Genomic DNA, 17,243 nt, shown 5'->3' on the forward strand with positions numbered 1-17,243 from the left:
CCTCGTGGTTCTTCGAAGGCGCAGGATAGCGCCCGCGGGCGTTCAGCGCGCGGCCAGCAGCGGCAGCAGGTGCTCGGCCAGCCAGTCGGTCACCACGCGCGTCTTCAGCGGCAGGTAGCGGCTGCGCGAGCGGATCACGTGCAGCGCGAAGCCGAAGGGCTGCGGCTCGTCGAACACGCGCACCAGCGTGCCGGCCGCGAGCGCATCGGCCGCGAGCCAGGCCGGCAGTCGTGCAAGGCCCATGCCGCCGACGGCGGCCTCGAGCAGCACTTCGGCGCTGTCGCAGCGCAGCCGCGACGGCGGCGTCAGGTCGACGAGCCGGCCCCCGGCATCGTGGAAGCGCCAGGACGAGACCAGCCCGTCGCGCGCATAGAGCACGGCCTCGTGCGGTTCCTTCATCAGGTCGCCGATGTTCGCGGGGCGCCCGCGCTCGGCCAGGTCGGCCGGCGCGGCGCACAGTGCCATCCACTGCGTGCCCACCGGCCGCGCGACCAGCTCCGCGCTGTCGGCCAGTTCGCCGCTGCGGATCGCGAGGTCGAGCCCCTCTTCCACGAGGTCCACGCGCCGGTCGTTGAACGCGAGTTCGAGCGACAGCTGCGGATGTTGCCGCGCCAGTGCCAGCAGCAACGGGCCGACCTTGAGCCGGCCGAGCATCGCCGGCATGCTGATCCGCACGACGCCGGTCGCGGTGCTGCGCGCCACATCGGTCAGCGCTTGCGCCGCATCGAGTTCGTCCAGCACGCGCCGGCAGCGCTCGTAGTAGCCGTGACCTTCCTCGGTGAGGCTCTGGCTGCGCGTGGTGCGCAGAAACAGCCGCGTGTTCAGCCGCGCCTCGAGGCGCGCGATGCTCTTGGCGACCGCCGAGCGGGTGACATGCAGGCGCTGCGCCGCCAGCGCGAAGCTGCCGGCCTCGACCGCTGCGACGAACTCTTCGATGCCTTGGAGACGCTGTCCCATTGGATACTTTCAAGCACCAGTGAAGAGAAAATTATCCACCACCGGATACCTCGCATCCTCAATAGCATGGCGGCTTCCTGTCATTCGTGGAGCCTTTCAATGCAAGAACCCGACACCCTGCGCCGCTGGCAACTGCCCCGGCTGGGCCGCACTCACCTCGCACAAGCCGAAGCGCCGATGCCCACGCCGGGCCCGGGCCAGATCCTGGTGAAGGTCGGTGCGGTTGCACTCAACTACCGCGACCTGCTGATGATTCGCGACGGCATGGGCATGTCGCTCGACCTTCCCTTCACACCCGGCTCCGACATGGCCGGCACCGTGGTGGCCGCCGGCCCCGGCGTGACCCGTTTCGCCGTGGGCGACCGCGTGGTCAACACCTTCTGGGGCGGCTGGATCGACAGCCACTGGCACGCCGACACCACGCTGTTGGGCGGCCCCGGCCCGGGCATGCTGGCGTCGCATGTGCTGATCGACGCGGCCTGGGCCGTGGCCGCACCCACCACGCTGAGCCTGTCCGAAGCGAGCACGCTGCCGTGCGCGGGCCTCACAGCGTGGTTCGCACTGGCCGAGACCGGTGGGCTGCGCGCCGGCGAGACCGTGTTGATCCACGGCACCGGCGGTGTCGCGCTGTTCGGACTGCAGCTCGCGCGGCTGCATGGCGCGCAAGCCATCGTGGTCACGGGCAGCGAGGACAAGCGCGCACAGGCGCTCGCACTCGGTGCCACGCACGTGCTGGCGCGCGACGATGGCGAGTGGCCCGCCGAAGTGCGCCGGCTCACCCGCGGGCGCGGCGCAGATCACGTGCTCGAACTCGCGAGCGGCCCCAACCTCGACCGCTCGCTGCAGGCCGTGAAGCAGGGCGGGCGCGTGTCGATCATCGGCATGCTCGGCGGCGAGACGCTGGGCGCTTCCTTCTACGCAATGGTGCTGGGCCGCGTGACGGTGCAGGGCATCGGCGTGGGCCACCGGCGCGCGCTGGAGGACCTGGTGCGCGCCGTCGACGCGAATGCACTCAAGCCGGTGATCGCTGCGCGGTACGGATTCGACGCTCTGCCCGCTGCGCTCGATCACCTCGAACGCGGAGCGTTCGGAAAGGTCGTCGTAACGCTCTGAACGCCTTGAAGACAAGGCCTTTCGAAAACGCAACGCGATCGCGCAATTGCACAAAAACCGAGCCATCCGTGAATAGGTCGCACTAGTGCAAAAGACGTGCTCGACGCCCCCTCCGGCCGTTCCTAGAATCCGCCCGCGCCTGGGCTCGCGCCCTCGCGTTTTCGCAACTTAAGAATGGAATTTATGGAACACAGTACCTACAAAAAATGGTCCGCGGAGTTCATTGGTACTTTCTGGCTCACGCTCGGAGGCTGCGGAAGCGCAGTTCTGGCCGCGGCCTTCCCGGGTGTCGGCATCGGCCTGCTCGGAGTCTCTCTTGCCTTCGGCCTCACGGTGGTGACGGGGGCCTATGCACTGGGCCCGATCTCGGGGGGGCACTTCAACCCGGCGGTGTCGATCGGCCTCGCGGCTGCGGGCCGCTTCAAGGCCTCGCAGCTCGCGGGCTACATCGTGGCGCAGGTGCTCGGCGCCATCGCGGCGGCCGGCGTGCTCTATCTCATCGCCACGGGCAAGCCGGGCGCGGACATCGGCGGCTTCGCCACCAACGGTTTTGGCGAACACTCGCCAGGCAAGTACGGCATGACGGCCGCGCTGCTGTGCGAAGTGGTGATGACGGCCGTGTTCCTGATCGTGATCCTCGGGTCCACCGCCCGGCGCGCGGCCGGCGGCTTCGCGGGCCTGGCCATCGGCCTGTGCCTCACACTGATCCACCTGATTTCGATCCCGGTGACCAACACCTCGGTCAATCCGGCACGCAGTACGGGGCCGGCCCTGTTCGGTCCGTCCTATGCCGTGTCGGAACTGTGGCTGTTCTGGGCGGCACCCATCGCGGGCGCCATCATCGGCGCAGTGATCTACCGCGCACTGCTCAGCAGCGGCAACGACGACTGATCGTCGTCAGTGGCGGCGGTGCAGCTTCTACTTCAGCTGCCGCTGCCCGACTTCACCATCGGCAGCGAGGTCGACTGCCCGATCGGCTCGGTGCCGGTCGCATGCGACGCCGCATAGGCGCCGGCCTGGACGTCGGCCACCGGCAGCGTCGAGTTCATGGCGGGTGCGCTGGTCGACTGGCCGACGGCTTCGGTGCCGCTCGGACGGGCCGCGGCCATCGCGCCGGACTGGACTTCGGGATTCTCTGGCGAATTCATTTGCAGCGGATGGAAGTCCGAGCCATCGGTGGTCTCGGCCGATGCGGTGACGGCGCCCATCGCGGCCAGCGCAGCGAAGGAACCGACGGCGAGTAGCTTGAAAGAAATGCGCATGACTTGCTCTCCTGAGGACAGGTTGTCTCCGGTCACCCGGCACGCGCGAACTGCGCGTGGCAGGACCTGAACGCACTCTAGGCAGCCAGACTGAGGCGCAGGTGAGCGATGTGTTAGCGGCGCGTGAGCGGTGCGCTGCCCGCTACGCCGCCGCCGAGGGCAGATGCACGCGCGCCATCAGCCCCGGCCCATCGGCGCGATTGCACAGCTCGATGCGCAGGCCGTGCCGCTCGGCCGCCGTGCGCGCGATCGCGAGCCCCAGCCCGCTGCCGCCTGCCACGGCACCCGGCACGCGGAAGAAACGGTCGAACACGCGGCCGATCGCGGCCGGCGGAATGCCCGGGCCGTTGTCCAGCACGTCGACCACCGCGTGGCCTTCGGCCTCGTGCAGCTTCACGTCGACCACGCCGCCTTCGGGCGCATAGCGCAGCGCGTTGTCGATAAGGTTGTCGAACACGCTGCGCAGCTCGGCCGCGGGCGCGAACACCACCGCGGCGATGCTGCCCTCGAAGCCGATGTCCACGCGCCGCGCATCGGCCAGCACCATCAGCTGGCTCACGCTTTCGCGCAGCAGCACCTCGACGTCGACGCGCTCGCGCGCATCGCCGCCCTGCGGCGCGTCCTGCCGCGAGAGGTGCAGCAGCTGCTCGATCAGGTGCTGCGCGCGCGTGACGCCGGCTTCGAGCTGGTTGAAGCGCTCGGTGGCCTCGCCGGCCGGCACGTGCGCGCGCAGGTTCTCGATCTGCAGGCCGATGGCGGCCATCGGCGTGCGCAGCTCGTGGGCCGCGTCCTGCACGAAGCGCCGCTGCGTGGCGAAGGCGCTGCGCACGCGCGACAGCAGGTTGTTGAAGGCACCCACCAGCGGCGCGATCTCGTCAGGCACGCGCGCCAGCGAGAGCTCGGTGGGACTGCGTTCGTCCTGCGAGGCCACGTCGCGCGCCACCGCGCGCAGCGAGCGCGAGGCGGCCGACACGATGATCCACAGGATCAGCAGCGCCAGCGGCAGCAGCAGCGTGATCGGCAGGCCTTCGAGCAGCGCGCGGCGCAGGGCGCGGCGGCGGCGGTAGTCCTCGTTCTGCAGCACCTGCACGCGCGGCTGGTCGGCACGCGTGCCGGGCGGCGCGGTGAACACGCGCCAGGCGGAACTCGCGTGCGTACCGGTGTTCACGTCGCCGAAGCCGGGCTGGGCCTGCAAGGGCACCGCGAGCACGGGCCATGAGGTGGCGCGCAGCGTGTGGCCGTCGGCGCTCCAGATCTGCACGATGAAAGCGCCGCGCGAGAAGGCCGCCTCGCCGTTCATCGGGCGCGGCAGCTTCGCCGGATCGCTGCCCGCGTACGACTCGGCCACGAGGCGCATCTGTTCGTCCAGCGCGTTGTGCACGAGGTTGCCGTAGGCCACGAACGAGAACCAGGCCGTGAGCATCGCCGCACCCAGATGCAGCGTGACGAGCCACAGCAGCAGCTGCGTGCGCAGCGAACGCGGCCGCCACCAGCGGCCGGTGCCGCGCGAAGCTCCGTTCATTGGCAGGGCAGCCTGGGGGCGAGCATCATCATGCGGCGACGCGCCAGCCGAGCCCGCGTACGTTGCGGATCGATTCGGCGCCGAGCTTGCGGCGCATGCCGTGGATGAGCACGTCGATCGCGTTGCTCGTGACTTCCTCGCCCCAGCCGTAGATGCGGTTCTCGAGCTGCTCGCGCGAAAGGATGGCGCCGGGCCGCTCCAGCAGCGCGTGCAGCAGGGCGAACTCGCGCGCGGTGAGTGCCTCGCGCGCACCGTTGGCCACCACTTCGCGCGTGGTGAGGTCGAGCTGCAATGCACCGCTGCCGACCAGCGAATGCGCCGCGCCGTCGCGGCGCCGCACCACGGCGCGCATGCGCGCGAGCAGCTCGCGGAACTCGAAGGGCTTGAGCAGGTAGTCGTCGGCGCCGAGGTCGAGGCTGTGGATGCGGTCATCGAGGCCGTCGCGCGCCGTGAGCACCAGCACCGGGGTGGCGTCGCCGCGTTCGCGCGCGCGGCGCAGCACTTCGGTGCCGTCGTGCTTCGGCAGCCCGAGGTCGAGCAGCACGCAGGTGTAGCCGCCGTCGCCGAGCGCGCTCTGCGCCAGTTCGCCGTCGCGCACCCAGTCCGCGGACCAGCCCGCGCCCTCGAGCGCCTGCTTCAGGCTGCGCCCGATCATTTCATCGTCTTCCACCAACAGCACGCGCATCGCGGCAACTCCTTCGGCCGCAAGGTAGCACGCGACCGGGATGATCGGAAGAGCCTGCGCCGTGGCGCAGCGTAGTGGCGCAGAGTTACGTGGGTCTTAAGGGCCCGCGCACGGCATGGTGTTCGCCCTCGCCGTCGGAGGTGAAGGCCAGCAGCTCCAGGGCCTCTTCCTCCACACCGAGACGGTCGGCCTTGGACCAGCGCGTGAACGGCTCCAGCACCACGGTCGCGGTGTTCTTCGCGCGCTCGATCTTCCAGACACCCGCCACGAACCCGTCGAGCAGCACCGTGCCGCGCACGATGCCGTTGACGGTGAACACGCGGGCCCGGTGCACTTCGCTCAGCACGCGGCTGCGGTCGGCGTGCGCAAGCAGCAGGCTGTCCCACTCGGCCACGAGGCGCGGCGGCGCGGGCGTGTCGGGGTCGGGGCGCGGCGCGCGGGGCAGGTCGAACAGCTCCTGCCCGCCTTCGCCGACGAACACGCGCAGCTGCGGCCGCAGGCGCTCGGCCACCGCCTTCCAGCCCGTGAGGCCCGACCATGCGCCAGCATCGGCCAGCGTGGCGGGACCAAAGGCGCCGAGGTAGCGCAGCAGCAGATCGTCCTGCGTGGCCCGGGGTGCCTCGACGCTGCCCAGCCAGTCGCCCAGGGGCTGCAGCAATGCACTCTGGTGCGAGTTCCAGCTGCCGGCCGGCGGCAGGTGCACCAGCGGCAGGTTGTTGCGGATCAGCGCGGCGAGCGAGGCGGTCTCGCAGCCCTTCCATCGCATGCCGAGGGCCTGGCCGAGTTCGGCGCTGGTGTGCGGTTTCTCGCCGAGCAGCGCGCGCGCCGCCGCCACCACCGCCTCGCGGTCGAGGCCTTCGAGCGCGCGCTTGTGGGTGCCAAGCAGGCCGCGCTGATGCACCGGCTCCAGCAGCGGACGCCATGCCAGCGCATCGCGCGCGGTCATCAGGTGCAGGGTGGAGCGCATCGTCGACATGCGCACGATGCGGCGCCTGCGCATTGCCTCGGTCAGCTGCTCGCGCTCGAAGCCTTCGAGCCGGCTCCAGAGGCCGATGTAGGGCGGGTTGGGTGCCTGCGCCTGCAGCCCGGCAAGCCGTTCGACGGCCTGCACCGCCGTGAGCTTGCGCCGCGCCAGCAGCATCTGCCGTGCCAGCGTGGCGCGGTTCAGCGCGCGCAGGCTCAGAACTTCTCGTGCGGTCCGAGGTAGCGCCATTGCCCCAGCGGCAGGTTGCCAAGCATCACCTTGCCGATGCGCACGCGCTTCAGCCCCACCACCTTCAGGCCGACCAGCTCGCACATGCGGCGGATCTGCCGCTTCTTGCCTTCGGTGAGCACGAAGCGCAGCTGCTCGGGGTTCTGCCATTCGACCCGCGCCGGCTTCAGCGCCTGGCCGTCGAGGCTCAGGCCGTGGCGCAACTTCGCCAGCATGGCCGGTGGAAAGACCGCCTGCACGTTGGTGGTGACGGGATCGTCGTCGTCCATGCGCACCAGCTGGCCCGTGGGCGCGGGCTGGCCCAGGCCGTGGTAGGCCACGCGCACGAGGTATTCCTTCTCCATCACCGAGTCTTCGCCGATCAGCTGGCGCGCGATGCGGCCGTCCTGCGTCATGACCAGCAGGCCGATGGAGTCGATGTCGAGCCGCCCGCACGGCGCGAGGCCGCGCAGCTGCTGCGGGCTGAAGAAGAAGCGCGCGTTGTCGTCGGCCCAGCGGTTCTGCGGCGTGAACAGCGTGACCGCGGGCTCGTGGCCGTCTTCGGCCTGCCCGCTCACGTAGCCGATGGGCTTGTTGATGAGGATGGTGACCTGGTTGGCCTGCTGGCCCCTGGCCGCCTTGTCGATCTCGATGCGGTCGGACGGCACGACCTTCACGCCCATCTCGGCCGGCTTGCCGTTGACCTTCACCCAGCCGTTGGCGATCCATTCGTCGGCCTCGCGGCGCGAGCACATTTTCAGTTCGGCCATGCGCTTGTTGAGGCGCACGGCACCAGTGGGGGAAGTGGAGGGCTCGGTCATCGGAAGGCTTGATCAATGTGCGGCACCGATGCTATCCTGAACGCAAGCGCGAGTTGATCGCGCCCTTTTTGGGGGATTCCCAAGTGAGCACACGCAAGTTTCAATACGCCATCGTCATCGGGCGTTTCCAGCCCGTCCATTTCGGACATCAACGACTCATCGAAGAAGGCCTTCGCGCCGCCGATCGGGTCATCGTGGTGGTCGGCTCCGACCGCAAGCCACGCAGCGTCAAGAACCCCTTCACCTTCGACGAGCGCGAACGCATGGTGCGCGCCTGCCTGCGCGGCACCGAGCAGATGCGCGTGAGCGTGGTGGGCGTGGGCGATTCGCCCTACAACGACCAGATCTGGATCGCGTCGATCCAGTCGGCGGTCGAGCGGCTCATCACGCAGGACGGCCACGCGCCGGCCAAGGCCAGGGTTGCACTGGTGGGCCACCTGAAGGACGCATCGAGCTACTACCTGAAGCTCTTCCCGCACTGGGAATTCGCCGGCCAGAACAGCGTGGAGAGCCTCAACGCCACCGACGTGCGCAGCCTCTACTTCGACCCCGAGAACCGCGGCCAGCTGGCACGCGCCGACCTGCCCGACGGCACCGCGGCCTTCCTCGAGCAGTTCTCGAACACCGCCGACTACGCCGAGCTTTGCGAAGAGCGCGCGTTCCTCGCCGACTATCGCGACAAGTACCGCTATGCGGGCAGCAGATTTCCGCCGATCTACACCACGGTCGACGCGATCGTGGTCGAGGCCGGCCACATTCTGCTCGTGCAGCGCAAGTTCCATCCCGGCAAGGGCACCTGGGCGCTGCCCGGCGGCTTCGTCGGCCAGCACGAGCGCCTGCAGGACGCGGCCATCCGCGAGCTGAAGGAAGAAACCCGGCTCAAGGTGCCCGTGCCCGTGCTCAACGGCAGCATGAAGGCCAGCCACGTGTTCGACGCGCCCGACCGCTCGCAGCGCGGGCGCACCATCACGCATGGCTTCTTCTTCGAGCTGGCGCACAACCAGTGGACGGGCCTGTCGGAGGTGCGCGCCGACGACGATGCGGCCGAGGTGCGCTGGGTGCCGATCGCCGAGTTCCTCGACATGCAGGAGCGCATCTACGAAGACCACTTCTTCATCGCGAATCATTTTTTGGGTGGCCTGGGCAAGAACTGAACGACCAGGCTTTGTCAGCAAGAACGGCCCCGGTTGACGGGCGCCACAGTGAAAGGAGCTTTCACACATGAACCGCAATCTCACCTCCACGCCCCTGGGCAACAACCTGCTGCTTCGCACCGACTCCTATAAGGTGTCGCACTGGATGCAGTACCCGCCCGGCACGCAGACGGTGTACAGCTACATCGAATCGCGCGGCGGCATCTTCAGCCACTCCCTCTTCTTCGGCCTGCAGGCCTACCTGCGCGAATACCTGCAGACGCCCGTGACGCTGGCCGACGTGGAGGAAGCCGCAGCACTCATGGCCGTGCACGGCGAGCCCTTCAACCGCGAAGGCTGGCTGCGCCTGATCGAGAAGCATGGCGGGCTGATGCCGGTGCGCATCCGCGCGGTGCCCGAGGGCAGCGTGCTGCCGGTGCACAACGTGCTCGCGACCATCGAGAACACCGACCCCGAGTTCTTCTGGGTCACGAGCTTTCTCGAGACCGAGTTGCTGCGCGCCATCTGGTATCCGACCACGGTGGCAACCCTCTCGGCCGCCGCGCGCACCACGCTGCTGCGGTACCTCGAAGCGACCTGCGACGACCCGCAAGGGCAGATCGCCTTCAGGCTGCACGATTTCGGCGCGCGCGGCGTGTCGAGCCTCGAATCGGCCGCGCTCGGCGGCATGGCCCACCTGGTGAATTTCATGGGCACCGACACGCTGGCCGCGCTGGTGGCCGCGCGCCGGTATTACGACTGCGACGTGGCGGGCTTCTCGATTCCAGCCGCGGAACACAGCACCATCACGGGCTGGGGCCGGGAGCACGAAGCCGACGCGTACAGCAACATGGTCGACCAGTTCGGCAAGCCCGGCGCGACCTTCGCGGTGGTGAGCGACAGCTACGACATCTTCAACGCCTGCGCGCGCATCTGGGGCGGCGAGCTGAAGGCGAAGGTGGTGGCTTCGGGCGCGACGCTGGTGGTGCGGCCCGACTCGGGCGACCCGGCCGAGACCACGCTCAAGGTGGCGCAGATCCTGGCCGAGCGCTTCGGCACGACGACCAATGCCAAGGGCTTTCGCGTGCTGAACAACGTGCGCATCATCCAGGGCGATGGCGTGAACCTCGACTCGCTGCGGCTGTGCCTGTCGAACTTCTTCCACAACGGCTTCTCGACGGAGAACATCTCCTTCGGCATGGGCGGCGGGCTGTTGCAGCAGGTCAACCGCGACACGATGCAGTGGGCGATGAAGTCCTCGGCCATGCAGGTGAACGGCGAGTGGCGCGACGTGTACAAGTCGCCGGTGGGCGATGTGGGCAAGGCCTCGAAGAAGGGACGGCTCGCGCTGGTGAAGAACGCGCGCGGCGAGGTGCAGACATTGCGCGAAGAGGCGCTCTCGGCGGGGCAGAGCGATCTGCTGCAGACGGTGTTCGAGAACGGTCGCATCGTCGAGAGCACTACGTTTGAGGCTGTTCGGGAGCGGGCGGCCATTGGGGTGAATCAGTTCATTACCTCTCGGGCGCCGCTCTGAGGCGCGGTCTTTCGGGGCGTATGCACAGGCCCCGAAGACCGCAGCGAGTGCCACAAGGCATCGCCATAATCCGCGCAACTTCCGGATTTCATGACCAAACTCCTGATCCTCAGCGTGAGCGCCGGCAACGGCCACGTGCGTGCAGCACAGGCGCTTGCCGCCACCGCCCAGACCCTCGCCCCGCCCTGCACTGCGGTCCACATCGATGCGATGGCCCACGTGGCCGGCGGCTTTCGCAAGGTCTACACCGACTGGTACATCCAGCTCGTGAACCGGGCACCCGAGCTGTGGTCGTACCTGCACCAGCGCACCGACACCACGCCGCACCACGCGCCCTCGCAACGCCTGCGCCGCGGCATCGAACGGCTGAGCACCGGCGCGCTCGTGAAGGAGATTCGCCGCGAGAAGCCCGATGCTGTGGTCTGCACGCACTTCCTGCCGGCCGAGCTGCTGATGCGCGAGCGCAACCGCGGCCGCATCGACTACCCGGTGTGGCTGCAGATCACCGACTACGACCTGCACAACATGTGGCTGGTGCCGGGCATGGCCGGCTACCTGGCCGCGACGGAAGAGGTGGCGTTCCGCCTGCGCGCGCGCGGCATTCCTGCAGACCGCATCCACGTCACCGGCATTCCGGTGATGCCGGCGTTTTCCGAACCCGATGTGCCGGCGCTCGCACGCCACACCTGCGTGGCGGAACTCGGCCTCGATCCTTCTCGGCCCGTGCTGCTGATGGCGTCTGGCGGCGCGGGGGTCGGCGACCTCGCGAGCATGGTCGAGCGCGTGCTCGGCCTCGGCGGCGAAGGCAACTTCCAGGTCATCGCCGTGGCGGGCCGCAACGTGGAAGCGCACGGCAAGCTCGAAGCCCTGGCCAGGCGCCACCCGGGCCGCGTGGTGGCCATCGGCTTCACCAACGAGATGCACAAGATGATGGCCGCGGCCGACCTCGTCGTGACCAAGCCCGGCGGCCTCACGGTGTCCGAGTGCCTGGCGCTCGGCAAGCCGATGCTGCTGATCTCCCCCATTCCGGGGCAGGAAGAACACAACGCCGGCTTCCTGATGGAGGAAGGCGCGGCCTGGCTCGCCTACGACGCCATCGGGCTCGACTACAAGGTGGCGCGCCTGATGGCCGACCCCGCCAAGCTCGCGCACATGGCCTCGCGCAGCCGGGCGCTGGGCAAACCGCAGGCCGCGCGCACGGTGCTGCAGCACGTGCTGGCTGCGCCGGCGGGAACGACGGCGTGAGCGGCGCCGCCGAAAAGACGGGCGTGGCCCGCACGCTCGGCTATCTCGCCTGGGTGGCTGTCATGGCCTTCTTCTTCGCCAACGCCGAGATCCAGATCGAAGGCGGCGCGGGCTGGGCCACCTCGCTGCCGACCTGGCGCATCGAGAACAGCATCTGGCTCGATCTCTTCTGGGGCGGCCGCGCGATGACGGGCTACCACGCCTGGGTGTTCACCTTCATGGCGCTGGTGTTCTTCTCGCCGCTGGCCTTCAACGGGCGCTGGACGTGGCGCGACGTCGGGTTGGCGGTGGCAGGGCTCATCGTGTTCTGGGTGTGCGAAGACTTCCTGTGGTTCATCATCAACCCGGCCTTCGGCTGGGCGCGCTTCAATGCGGTGGATGCGTTCTGGCACAAGCACTGGGTGTGGGGCGCACCGGTCGACTACTGGGGCGGGCTCGCGGTGGCGGCGCTGATCCTGGGGACGCGGCACTGGCGGCGCGAGAAGAAGAAAAAGCAATGACGAAGAAGCACTGGACAGCAGCAGCAACAGCGGAAGAAGGCATCGCCGACCCGCGCCCCGGCCACTGGGCCGACCCGCTGGACGAACTGCAGGTCGAGAACCTGCACCGCATCACGCCCACGCTCTACCGCAGCGCGCAGCCGCGGCGCGCCAACATGGCGGCGCTGCAGTCGCTGGGCATCCGCACCGTGGTGAGCCTGCGCTCCTTCAACGACGACAGGAAAGTGTTCGCGGGCACCGGCATCCGGCTGGTGCGCGTGCCGATCAACACCTGGTCCATCGACGACGCCAAGGTGCTGCGCGCGCTGGTGGCGATCCGCGAGGCCGGGAAGCATGGCCCGGTGCTCATCCACTGCATGCACGGCGCCGACCGCACCGGCGTGATCGCGGCGGTCTACCGCATGGCGGTGCAGGACTGGGACAAGGACAGCGCACGCAACGAAATGCTGCGCGGCGGCTACGGCTACCACACGCTGTGGCGCAACATTCCGCGCTATATCGAGCGGCTCGACCCGGTGAAGATGCGCCACGCGCTGGCCCATGCGCCGGTGGTTCCCGTGGTGTCCTGAAGGCGCCTGCAGCTTTCGCACCGCGCTCCTATACTGGCCGCCCCGTGGCCACAGGCCATCTGCGAACCGTCTGAAAAGGGGCCTCCCATGGCACTGCAAATCCGCTCCCTCATCCGCGCCAACGGCGAACTCGAACTCTCGCTGCACGACGACCCGATCCCCGAACCGCAGGCCCACGAAGTCGTGATCCGCGTCGAGGCGTCGCCGTTGAACCCGTCGGACCTCGGCCTGCTGTTCGGTGCGGCCGACATGAGCACCGCCAAGGCCTCGGGCACCGCCGAGCGCCCGGTCGTCACCGCCACGGTGCCCGAGCGCGCGCTTCCCGCCATGGCGGCGCGGCTCGACCAGTCGATGCCGGTCGGCAACGAAGGCGCGGGCGTGGTGGTCAAGGCCGGTTCGTCGCCGGCTGCGCAGGCGCTGCTCGGCAAGACCGTGGCGGCCATCGGCGGGGCGATGTACTCGCAGTACCGCTGCCTCGCCGCTGCCCAGTGCATGGAACTGCCCGAAGGCACCACACCGGCCGAAGGCGCGTCGTGCTTCGTCAACCCGCTCACCTCGCTGAGCATGGTCGAGACCATGCGCATGGAAGGCCACAAGGCGCTGGTGCACACGGCCGCCGCGTCGAACCTGGGCCAGATGCTCAACAAGATCTGCCAGAAGGATGGCATCGCGCTCGTCAACATCGTGCGCAAGCAGGAGCAGGAAGACCTGCTGCGCGGCCTGGGCGCGAAGTACGTGTGCAACGCGACCTCGCCCACCTTCCTCGAAGACCTGACGCAGGCATTGGTCGAGACCGGCGCCACGCTGGCCTTCGACGCCACCGGCGGCGGCAAGCTCGCCGGGCAGATCCTCGGCTGCATGGAAGCCGCGATCAACCGCACGGCCAAGGAATACAGCCGCTACGGTTCGACCACGCACAAGCAGGTGTACATCTACGGCGGCCTCGACCGCAGCCCGACCGAGTTCGTGCGCAACTTCGGCATGGCGTGGGGCATGGGCGGGTGGCTGCTGTTCCCGTTCCTCGGAAAACTCGGCGACGAAGGCACCAAGCGTTTGAAGGCGCGCGTCGTCGCGGAGCTGAAGACCACGTTCGCGAGCAAGTACACGCGTGAGGTTTCGCTGGTCGAGGCGCTGCAGCTCGATGCGATCGGGGTTTATGGGAAGCAGGCTACGGGGGAGAAGTTCTTGCTGAATCCGAACAAGGGTGTTGCTGTTTGAACGTTGCGCCCTGAACGCACGCACCCGAGAGCTAAACAACCAGCCGATACCCCACAGCCGTCTCGGTCAGCAGATGCCGAGGCTGCGCCGGATCGTCTTCGAGCTTCTGCCGCAGATGCCCCATGTAGATCCGCAGGTAGTGGCTCTGGCCGGTGTGCGACGGGCCCCACACCTCGCGCAATAGCTGGCGTTGCGTCAACACGCGGCCTGCATTGGCGACCAGCACCGACAGCAGGCGGTATTCGGTCGGCGTCAGGTGCACCTCGGTGCCCGCACGACGGACGAGGCGCGCGGCGCGGTCGAGCTCGATCTCGCCGAAGCGGAACAGCGCCTCGGGCGCCTCGTCCGCGCTGCCGCCCACCGCACGCGGACGACGCAGGTTGGCGCGAACGCGCGCCAGCAGCTCACCTGTGCCGAAGGGCTTGGTGAGGTAGTCGTCGGCCCCCGCGTCGAGCGCGGCGATCTTGTCGGCCTCGTCGCTGCGCGCGGACAGCACGATGATCGGCACGGCCGACCAGCCGCGCACGTCGCGGATCAGCGAGACGCCGTCGCCGTCGGGCAGCCCCAGGTCGAGCACCAGCAGGTCGGGCTGGCGCGTGCCCGCTGCGGCGAGCCCGTCGCGCAAACTGCCGGCTTCATGCACCACCCAGCCCTCGGCCTCGAGCGCACCGCGCACGAAGCGGCGGATCTGCGGCTCGTCTTCGATCACGATGGCGGTGGGGGCTGGCATGGGGTCAGAGTTGGGCTTCGGCCGGCTCGGGTGGCTCGCGGCGCGGCAGGGTGACCGTGAATTCTGCACCGCCGTCGCGCGCGTTGCCGGCCGCGATTTCACCGCCGTGCGCACTCACCACCGCCTTGCAGATCGCCAGGCCCAGGCCCACGCCCGGCGTGGCGGATTCGGCCTCGCCGCGCGTGAACTTGTCGAAGAGCTTCTGTTCGTGGCCCAGCAGCGCGGCCGGCAGGCCGGGGCCGTGGTCGCGCACCGTCAGCACCAGCGCGCCGGGCTCGGCACGCGCGCCGACCACGATGGGCGGCGCGCCGTACTTGATGGCGTTCTCCAGCAGGTTGACCAGCACGCGCTCGATGAGCACGGCGTCGAACTCGACCAGCGGCAACTCCGGGTCGAGCGCGGTCTGCACCACGGTGCTGCCCAGCGAAGTGCGCGCCGCGCGAATGGCAGAGCCCACCACTTCCTCCACCGACTGCCAGTCGCGCCGCAGGTTCACAGCGCCGCCGGCGATGCCGCTTTCGAGCCGCGCCATGTCGAGCAGGTTGCTCACCAGCGCATGCAGCTCGTGCGCCTGCGCGACGATGGCGCGCGCGGCCTCGGCGTGCTCTCCGGGTGGCAATGTCTGCAGCGACTCGGCCAGCGCGATGAGCGCGGTGAGCGGCGTGCGCACGTCGTGCGAGATGGCACCGAGCAGCGCATTGCGCAAGCGCTCCGACTCCATCTCGACCACGGCCTGCTGCGCCACTTCGACGTAGTGCACGCGCTCCAGCGCGATCGCGATCTGCCGCGCCAGCGTGTCGAGCTGCTGCGCCTGCTCGGGAATGAGCAGCCAGCGCGGCTGCGCGGGCGACAGCGCGAGCACGCCGCGCACACGCATCGGCGCCTGCAGCGGCACGTAGTGCCAGGGCTGCGCGGCCAGCGTGGCCGTGGCGAGTCCTGCCGGCTGGCCGTGGCGGAAGGCCCAATCGGCGACCTGCGGGTCGAAGCCCTGAGGCGGGTCGGAAGGCTGCACCAGCTGATCGGATGTATCGGTCACCAATACGAGCGCATCGCCACCGAAGTGGCCCCGCACGGCAGCGGCGCCGAGCGCGATCACCTGCGAGCTTTCGAGCGCGGCGGACAGTTCGCGCGTCAGCTCGAACAGCGAGCGCGCGCGCCGCTCGCGGCTGGTCGACACGCCGGCCGCGAAGCGCAGGCCCGCCATGAGCTGGCCCACCAGCAGGCCGACGCCGAGCATGACCGCGAAGGTCAGCACGTACTGCACGTCGCTCACCGCGAACGACAGGCGCGGCGGCACGAAGAAATAGTCGAAAGCCGCGACGTTGAGCAGGGCGGCCAGTGCCGAGGGCCCGCGCCCGAAACGCATCGCCACGCCCACCACGCCGAGCAGGAACAGCATGACGATGTTCGACAGCTCCAGCACGCCGACCAGCGGCGTGCACGCCAGCGTGAGCGCGATGCTGGTGGCCGCCGCCCATGCGTAGCCGGGCCAGTAGATGGGCGCCTTCTCGTGGTCGTCGCTGTCGATGCTCGCGCCCTGCAGCGGCGCGCGCGACAGGCGGCGCGAGCTTTCGGCGGGCGCCACTTCCATGATGTCGAGCGCCGGCGCGCGCTGCGCCAATGCGCGCGCGAGCGGCACCGCCCTCGCGGACCACCAGCGCCGCCAACCGGCCTCGGGCTGCGAGCGCCCGAGCACCAGCGTGGCGCAGTTGAGCCGCCGTGCCTGTTCGGCGAGCTGCTCGGCCACGTCGGAGCCGGTGAGCACGGCCGTGGCCGCGCCCAGTTCTTCCGCCAGCTTGAGCACCGCGAGGATGCGGTCGCGCTCCGCCGCGGCCAGCCGCTGCAGCCGGGGCGTCTCGACGTACACCGCGTGCCAGCGCACGTTGAGCTGTCCCGCGAGCCTCGCGGCCGTGCGCACGGTCTGCGCCGCGCCCTCGTGCGGGCCGACGCACGCGAGGATCGCCCCCGATGTGTTCCAGGCCTGCAGGCCGGGGCCCTTGCCGTTTGCGCCCGCGCCGCCCGGGCCCGACTGCTCCACGCGCCAGCCGCGCACGTCGTCCTCCACGTGCTCGGCGGTGCGCCGCAGCGCGATCTCGCGCAGGGCGATCAGGTTGCCCTTGCGGAAGAAATTCTGCGCGGCGCGCTCCGCCTGCTGCGGCAGGTAGACCTTGCCGGCCGCGAGCCGCGCCGTGAGCTCGTCGGGCGTGACGTCGACCAGCACCACCTCGTCGGCCTCGTCGAGCACGGTATCGGGCACGGTCTCGTGCACGCGCACGCCGGTGATGGCGCCGACCGTGCCGTTGAGGCTCTCGAGATGCTGCACATTGAGCGCCGACCACACCTCGATGCCGGCGGCCAGCAGCTCCTGCACGTCCTGCCAGCGCTTGGCGTGGCGCGAGCCGGGGGCGTTGGTGTGGGCCAGTTCGTCGACCAGCAGCACGGCGGGCTTGCGCGCGAGCGCGGCGTCGAGGTCGAACTCGGCGAGCGTGCGCCCGCGGTAGTCCAGTTCGCGCAGCGGCAGCGCCTCCAGCCCCGAGAGCAGCGCGGCGGTCTCGCTGCGGCCATGGGTCTCGACCACGCCGATCAGCACGTCGCGCCCGGTGGCACGCTCGCGCTGCGCGGCGCTGAGCATGGCCCATGTCTTGCCGACGCCCGCGCTGGCGCCGAAATAGATGCGCAGCTTGCCGCGCTGGGCGCGCGCCTCGTCGCTGCGCAGCTGCGCGAGCAGCGCGTCGGGATCGGGGCGGAGCACTTCGTTCATC

General features: G+C 69.5%; 16 protein-coding genes. 8 read left to right on the plus strand and 8 right to left on the minus strand.

What is annotated here, in order from left to right:
- Positions 1-42: 42 nt before the first annotated feature.
- Complete coding sequence (locus ACEN9N_RS22780) at positions 43-957, minus strand: LysR family transcriptional regulator (RefSeq protein WP_495654583.1); 915 nt, start codon at positions 955-957, stop codon at positions 43-45.
- Positions 958-1,056: 99 nt separating this feature from the next.
- Here ACEN9N_RS22780 and ACEN9N_RS22785 point away from each other — a divergent pair, with 99 nt between their 5' ends.
- Together ACEN9N_RS22785 and aqpZ are read left to right on the plus strand one after the other, a co-directional pair.
- A complete protein-coding gene (locus ACEN9N_RS22785; protein ID WP_478180380.1) occupies positions 1,057-2,070 on the plus strand; it encodes a zinc-dependent alcohol dehydrogenase family protein in 1,014 nt (337 codons plus the stop codon).
- A 183-nt stretch (positions 2,071-2,253) separates the two neighbouring features.
- The gene (gene aqpZ / locus ACEN9N_RS22790) at positions 2,254-2,961 is read left to right on the plus strand and encodes an aquaporin Z (protein ID WP_042674266.1); all 708 of its coding nucleotides are present in this window, start codon (positions 2,254-2,256) and stop codon (positions 2,959-2,961) included.
- Positions 2,962-2,993: 32 nt separating this feature from the next.
- Here aqpZ and ACEN9N_RS22795 read toward each other — a convergent pair whose 3' ends face one another.
- The 5 genes from ACEN9N_RS22795 to ACEN9N_RS22815 form a co-directional block, all read right to left on the minus strand.
- A complete protein-coding gene (locus tag ACEN9N_RS22795) occupies positions 2,994-3,332 on the minus strand; it encodes a hypothetical protein (protein ID WP_007838066.1) in 339 nt (112 codons plus the stop codon).
- A gap of 142 nt (positions 3,333-3,474) precedes the next feature.
- A complete protein-coding gene (locus ACEN9N_RS22800; protein ID WP_495654584.1) occupies positions 3,475-4,854 on the minus strand; it encodes a sensor histidine kinase in 1,380 nt (459 codons plus the stop codon).
- Between the two features lie 28 nt (positions 4,855-4,882).
- Positions 4,883-5,539, minus strand: a complete 657-nt coding sequence (locus tag ACEN9N_RS22805; RefSeq protein ID WP_007838070.1) for a response regulator — start codon at positions 5,537-5,539, stop codon at positions 4,883-4,885.
- Positions 5,540-5,624: 85 nt separating this feature from the next.
- On the minus strand, positions 5,625-6,752 hold the full coding sequence (locus ACEN9N_RS22810; protein WP_495654585.1) for a winged helix DNA-binding domain-containing protein: 1,128 nt from the start codon (positions 6,750-6,752) through the stop codon (positions 5,625-5,627).
- Positions 6,719-7,552, minus strand: a complete 834-nt coding sequence (locus ACEN9N_RS22815) for a pseudouridine synthase (protein WP_007838072.1) — start codon at positions 7,550-7,552, stop codon at positions 6,719-6,721. Before ACEN9N_RS22815 ends, ACEN9N_RS22810 begins: the two co-directional genes overlap by 34 nt.
- A gap of 83 nt (positions 7,553-7,635) precedes the next feature.
- Between ACEN9N_RS22815 and ACEN9N_RS22820 the strand changes: the two genes are divergently transcribed.
- The 6 genes from ACEN9N_RS22820 (at position 7,636) to ACEN9N_RS22845 (ending at position 13,751) form a co-directional block, all read left to right on the plus strand.
- Positions 7,636-8,706, plus strand: coding sequence for a bifunctional nicotinamide-nucleotide adenylyltransferase/Nudix hydroxylase (locus ACEN9N_RS22820; protein ID WP_495654586.1), 1,071 nt, complete (start codon positions 7,636-7,638; stop codon positions 8,704-8,706).
- A gap of 67 nt (positions 8,707-8,773) precedes the next feature.
- On the plus strand, positions 8,774-10,219 hold the full coding sequence (locus ACEN9N_RS22825; RefSeq protein ID WP_413315248.1) for a nicotinate phosphoribosyltransferase: 1,446 nt from the start codon (positions 8,774-8,776) through the stop codon (positions 10,217-10,219).
- A gap of 90 nt (positions 10,220-10,309) precedes the next feature.
- A complete protein-coding gene (locus tag ACEN9N_RS22830; protein WP_495654587.1) occupies positions 10,310-11,464 on the plus strand; it encodes an MGDG synthase family glycosyltransferase in 1,155 nt (384 codons plus the stop codon).
- On the plus strand, positions 11,461-11,964 hold the full coding sequence (locus ACEN9N_RS22835; RefSeq protein ID WP_413315249.1) for a hypothetical protein: 504 nt from the start codon (positions 11,461-11,463) through the stop codon (positions 11,962-11,964). Before ACEN9N_RS22830 ends, ACEN9N_RS22835 begins: the two co-directional genes overlap by 4 nt.
- Complete coding sequence (locus tag ACEN9N_RS22840) at positions 11,961-12,533, plus strand: dual specificity protein phosphatase family protein (RefSeq protein ID WP_495654588.1); 573 nt, start codon at positions 11,961-11,963, stop codon at positions 12,531-12,533. Before ACEN9N_RS22835 ends, ACEN9N_RS22840 begins: the two co-directional genes overlap by 4 nt.
- Before the next feature lie 87 nt (positions 12,534-12,620).
- Complete coding sequence (locus ACEN9N_RS22845) at positions 12,621-13,751, plus strand: zinc-binding dehydrogenase (RefSeq protein ID WP_007838086.1); 1,131 nt, start codon at positions 12,621-12,623, stop codon at positions 13,749-13,751.
- A 31-nt stretch (positions 13,752-13,782) separates the two neighbouring features.
- On the opposite strand, the gene kdpE is transcribed toward ACEN9N_RS22845, so the two are convergent.
- Together kdpE and ACEN9N_RS22855 are read right to left on the minus strand one after the other, a co-directional pair.
- Positions 13,783-14,481 (minus strand): two-component system response regulator KdpE, encoded by a 699-nt coding sequence (gene kdpE / locus ACEN9N_RS22850; protein ID WP_413315252.1) that lies wholly within the window; start codon positions 14,479-14,481, stop codon positions 13,783-13,785.
- A gap of 4 nt (positions 14,482-14,485) precedes the next feature.
- Positions 14,486-17,242: a DUF4118 domain-containing protein gene (locus ACEN9N_RS22855; RefSeq protein WP_413331702.1), complete on the minus strand. Its 2,757-nt coding sequence runs from the start codon at positions 17,240-17,242 to the stop codon at positions 14,486-14,488.
- Position 17,243 lies beyond the last annotated feature (1 nt).

It is taken from the genome of Variovorax sp. Varisp46 (genome assembly GCF_059491885.1).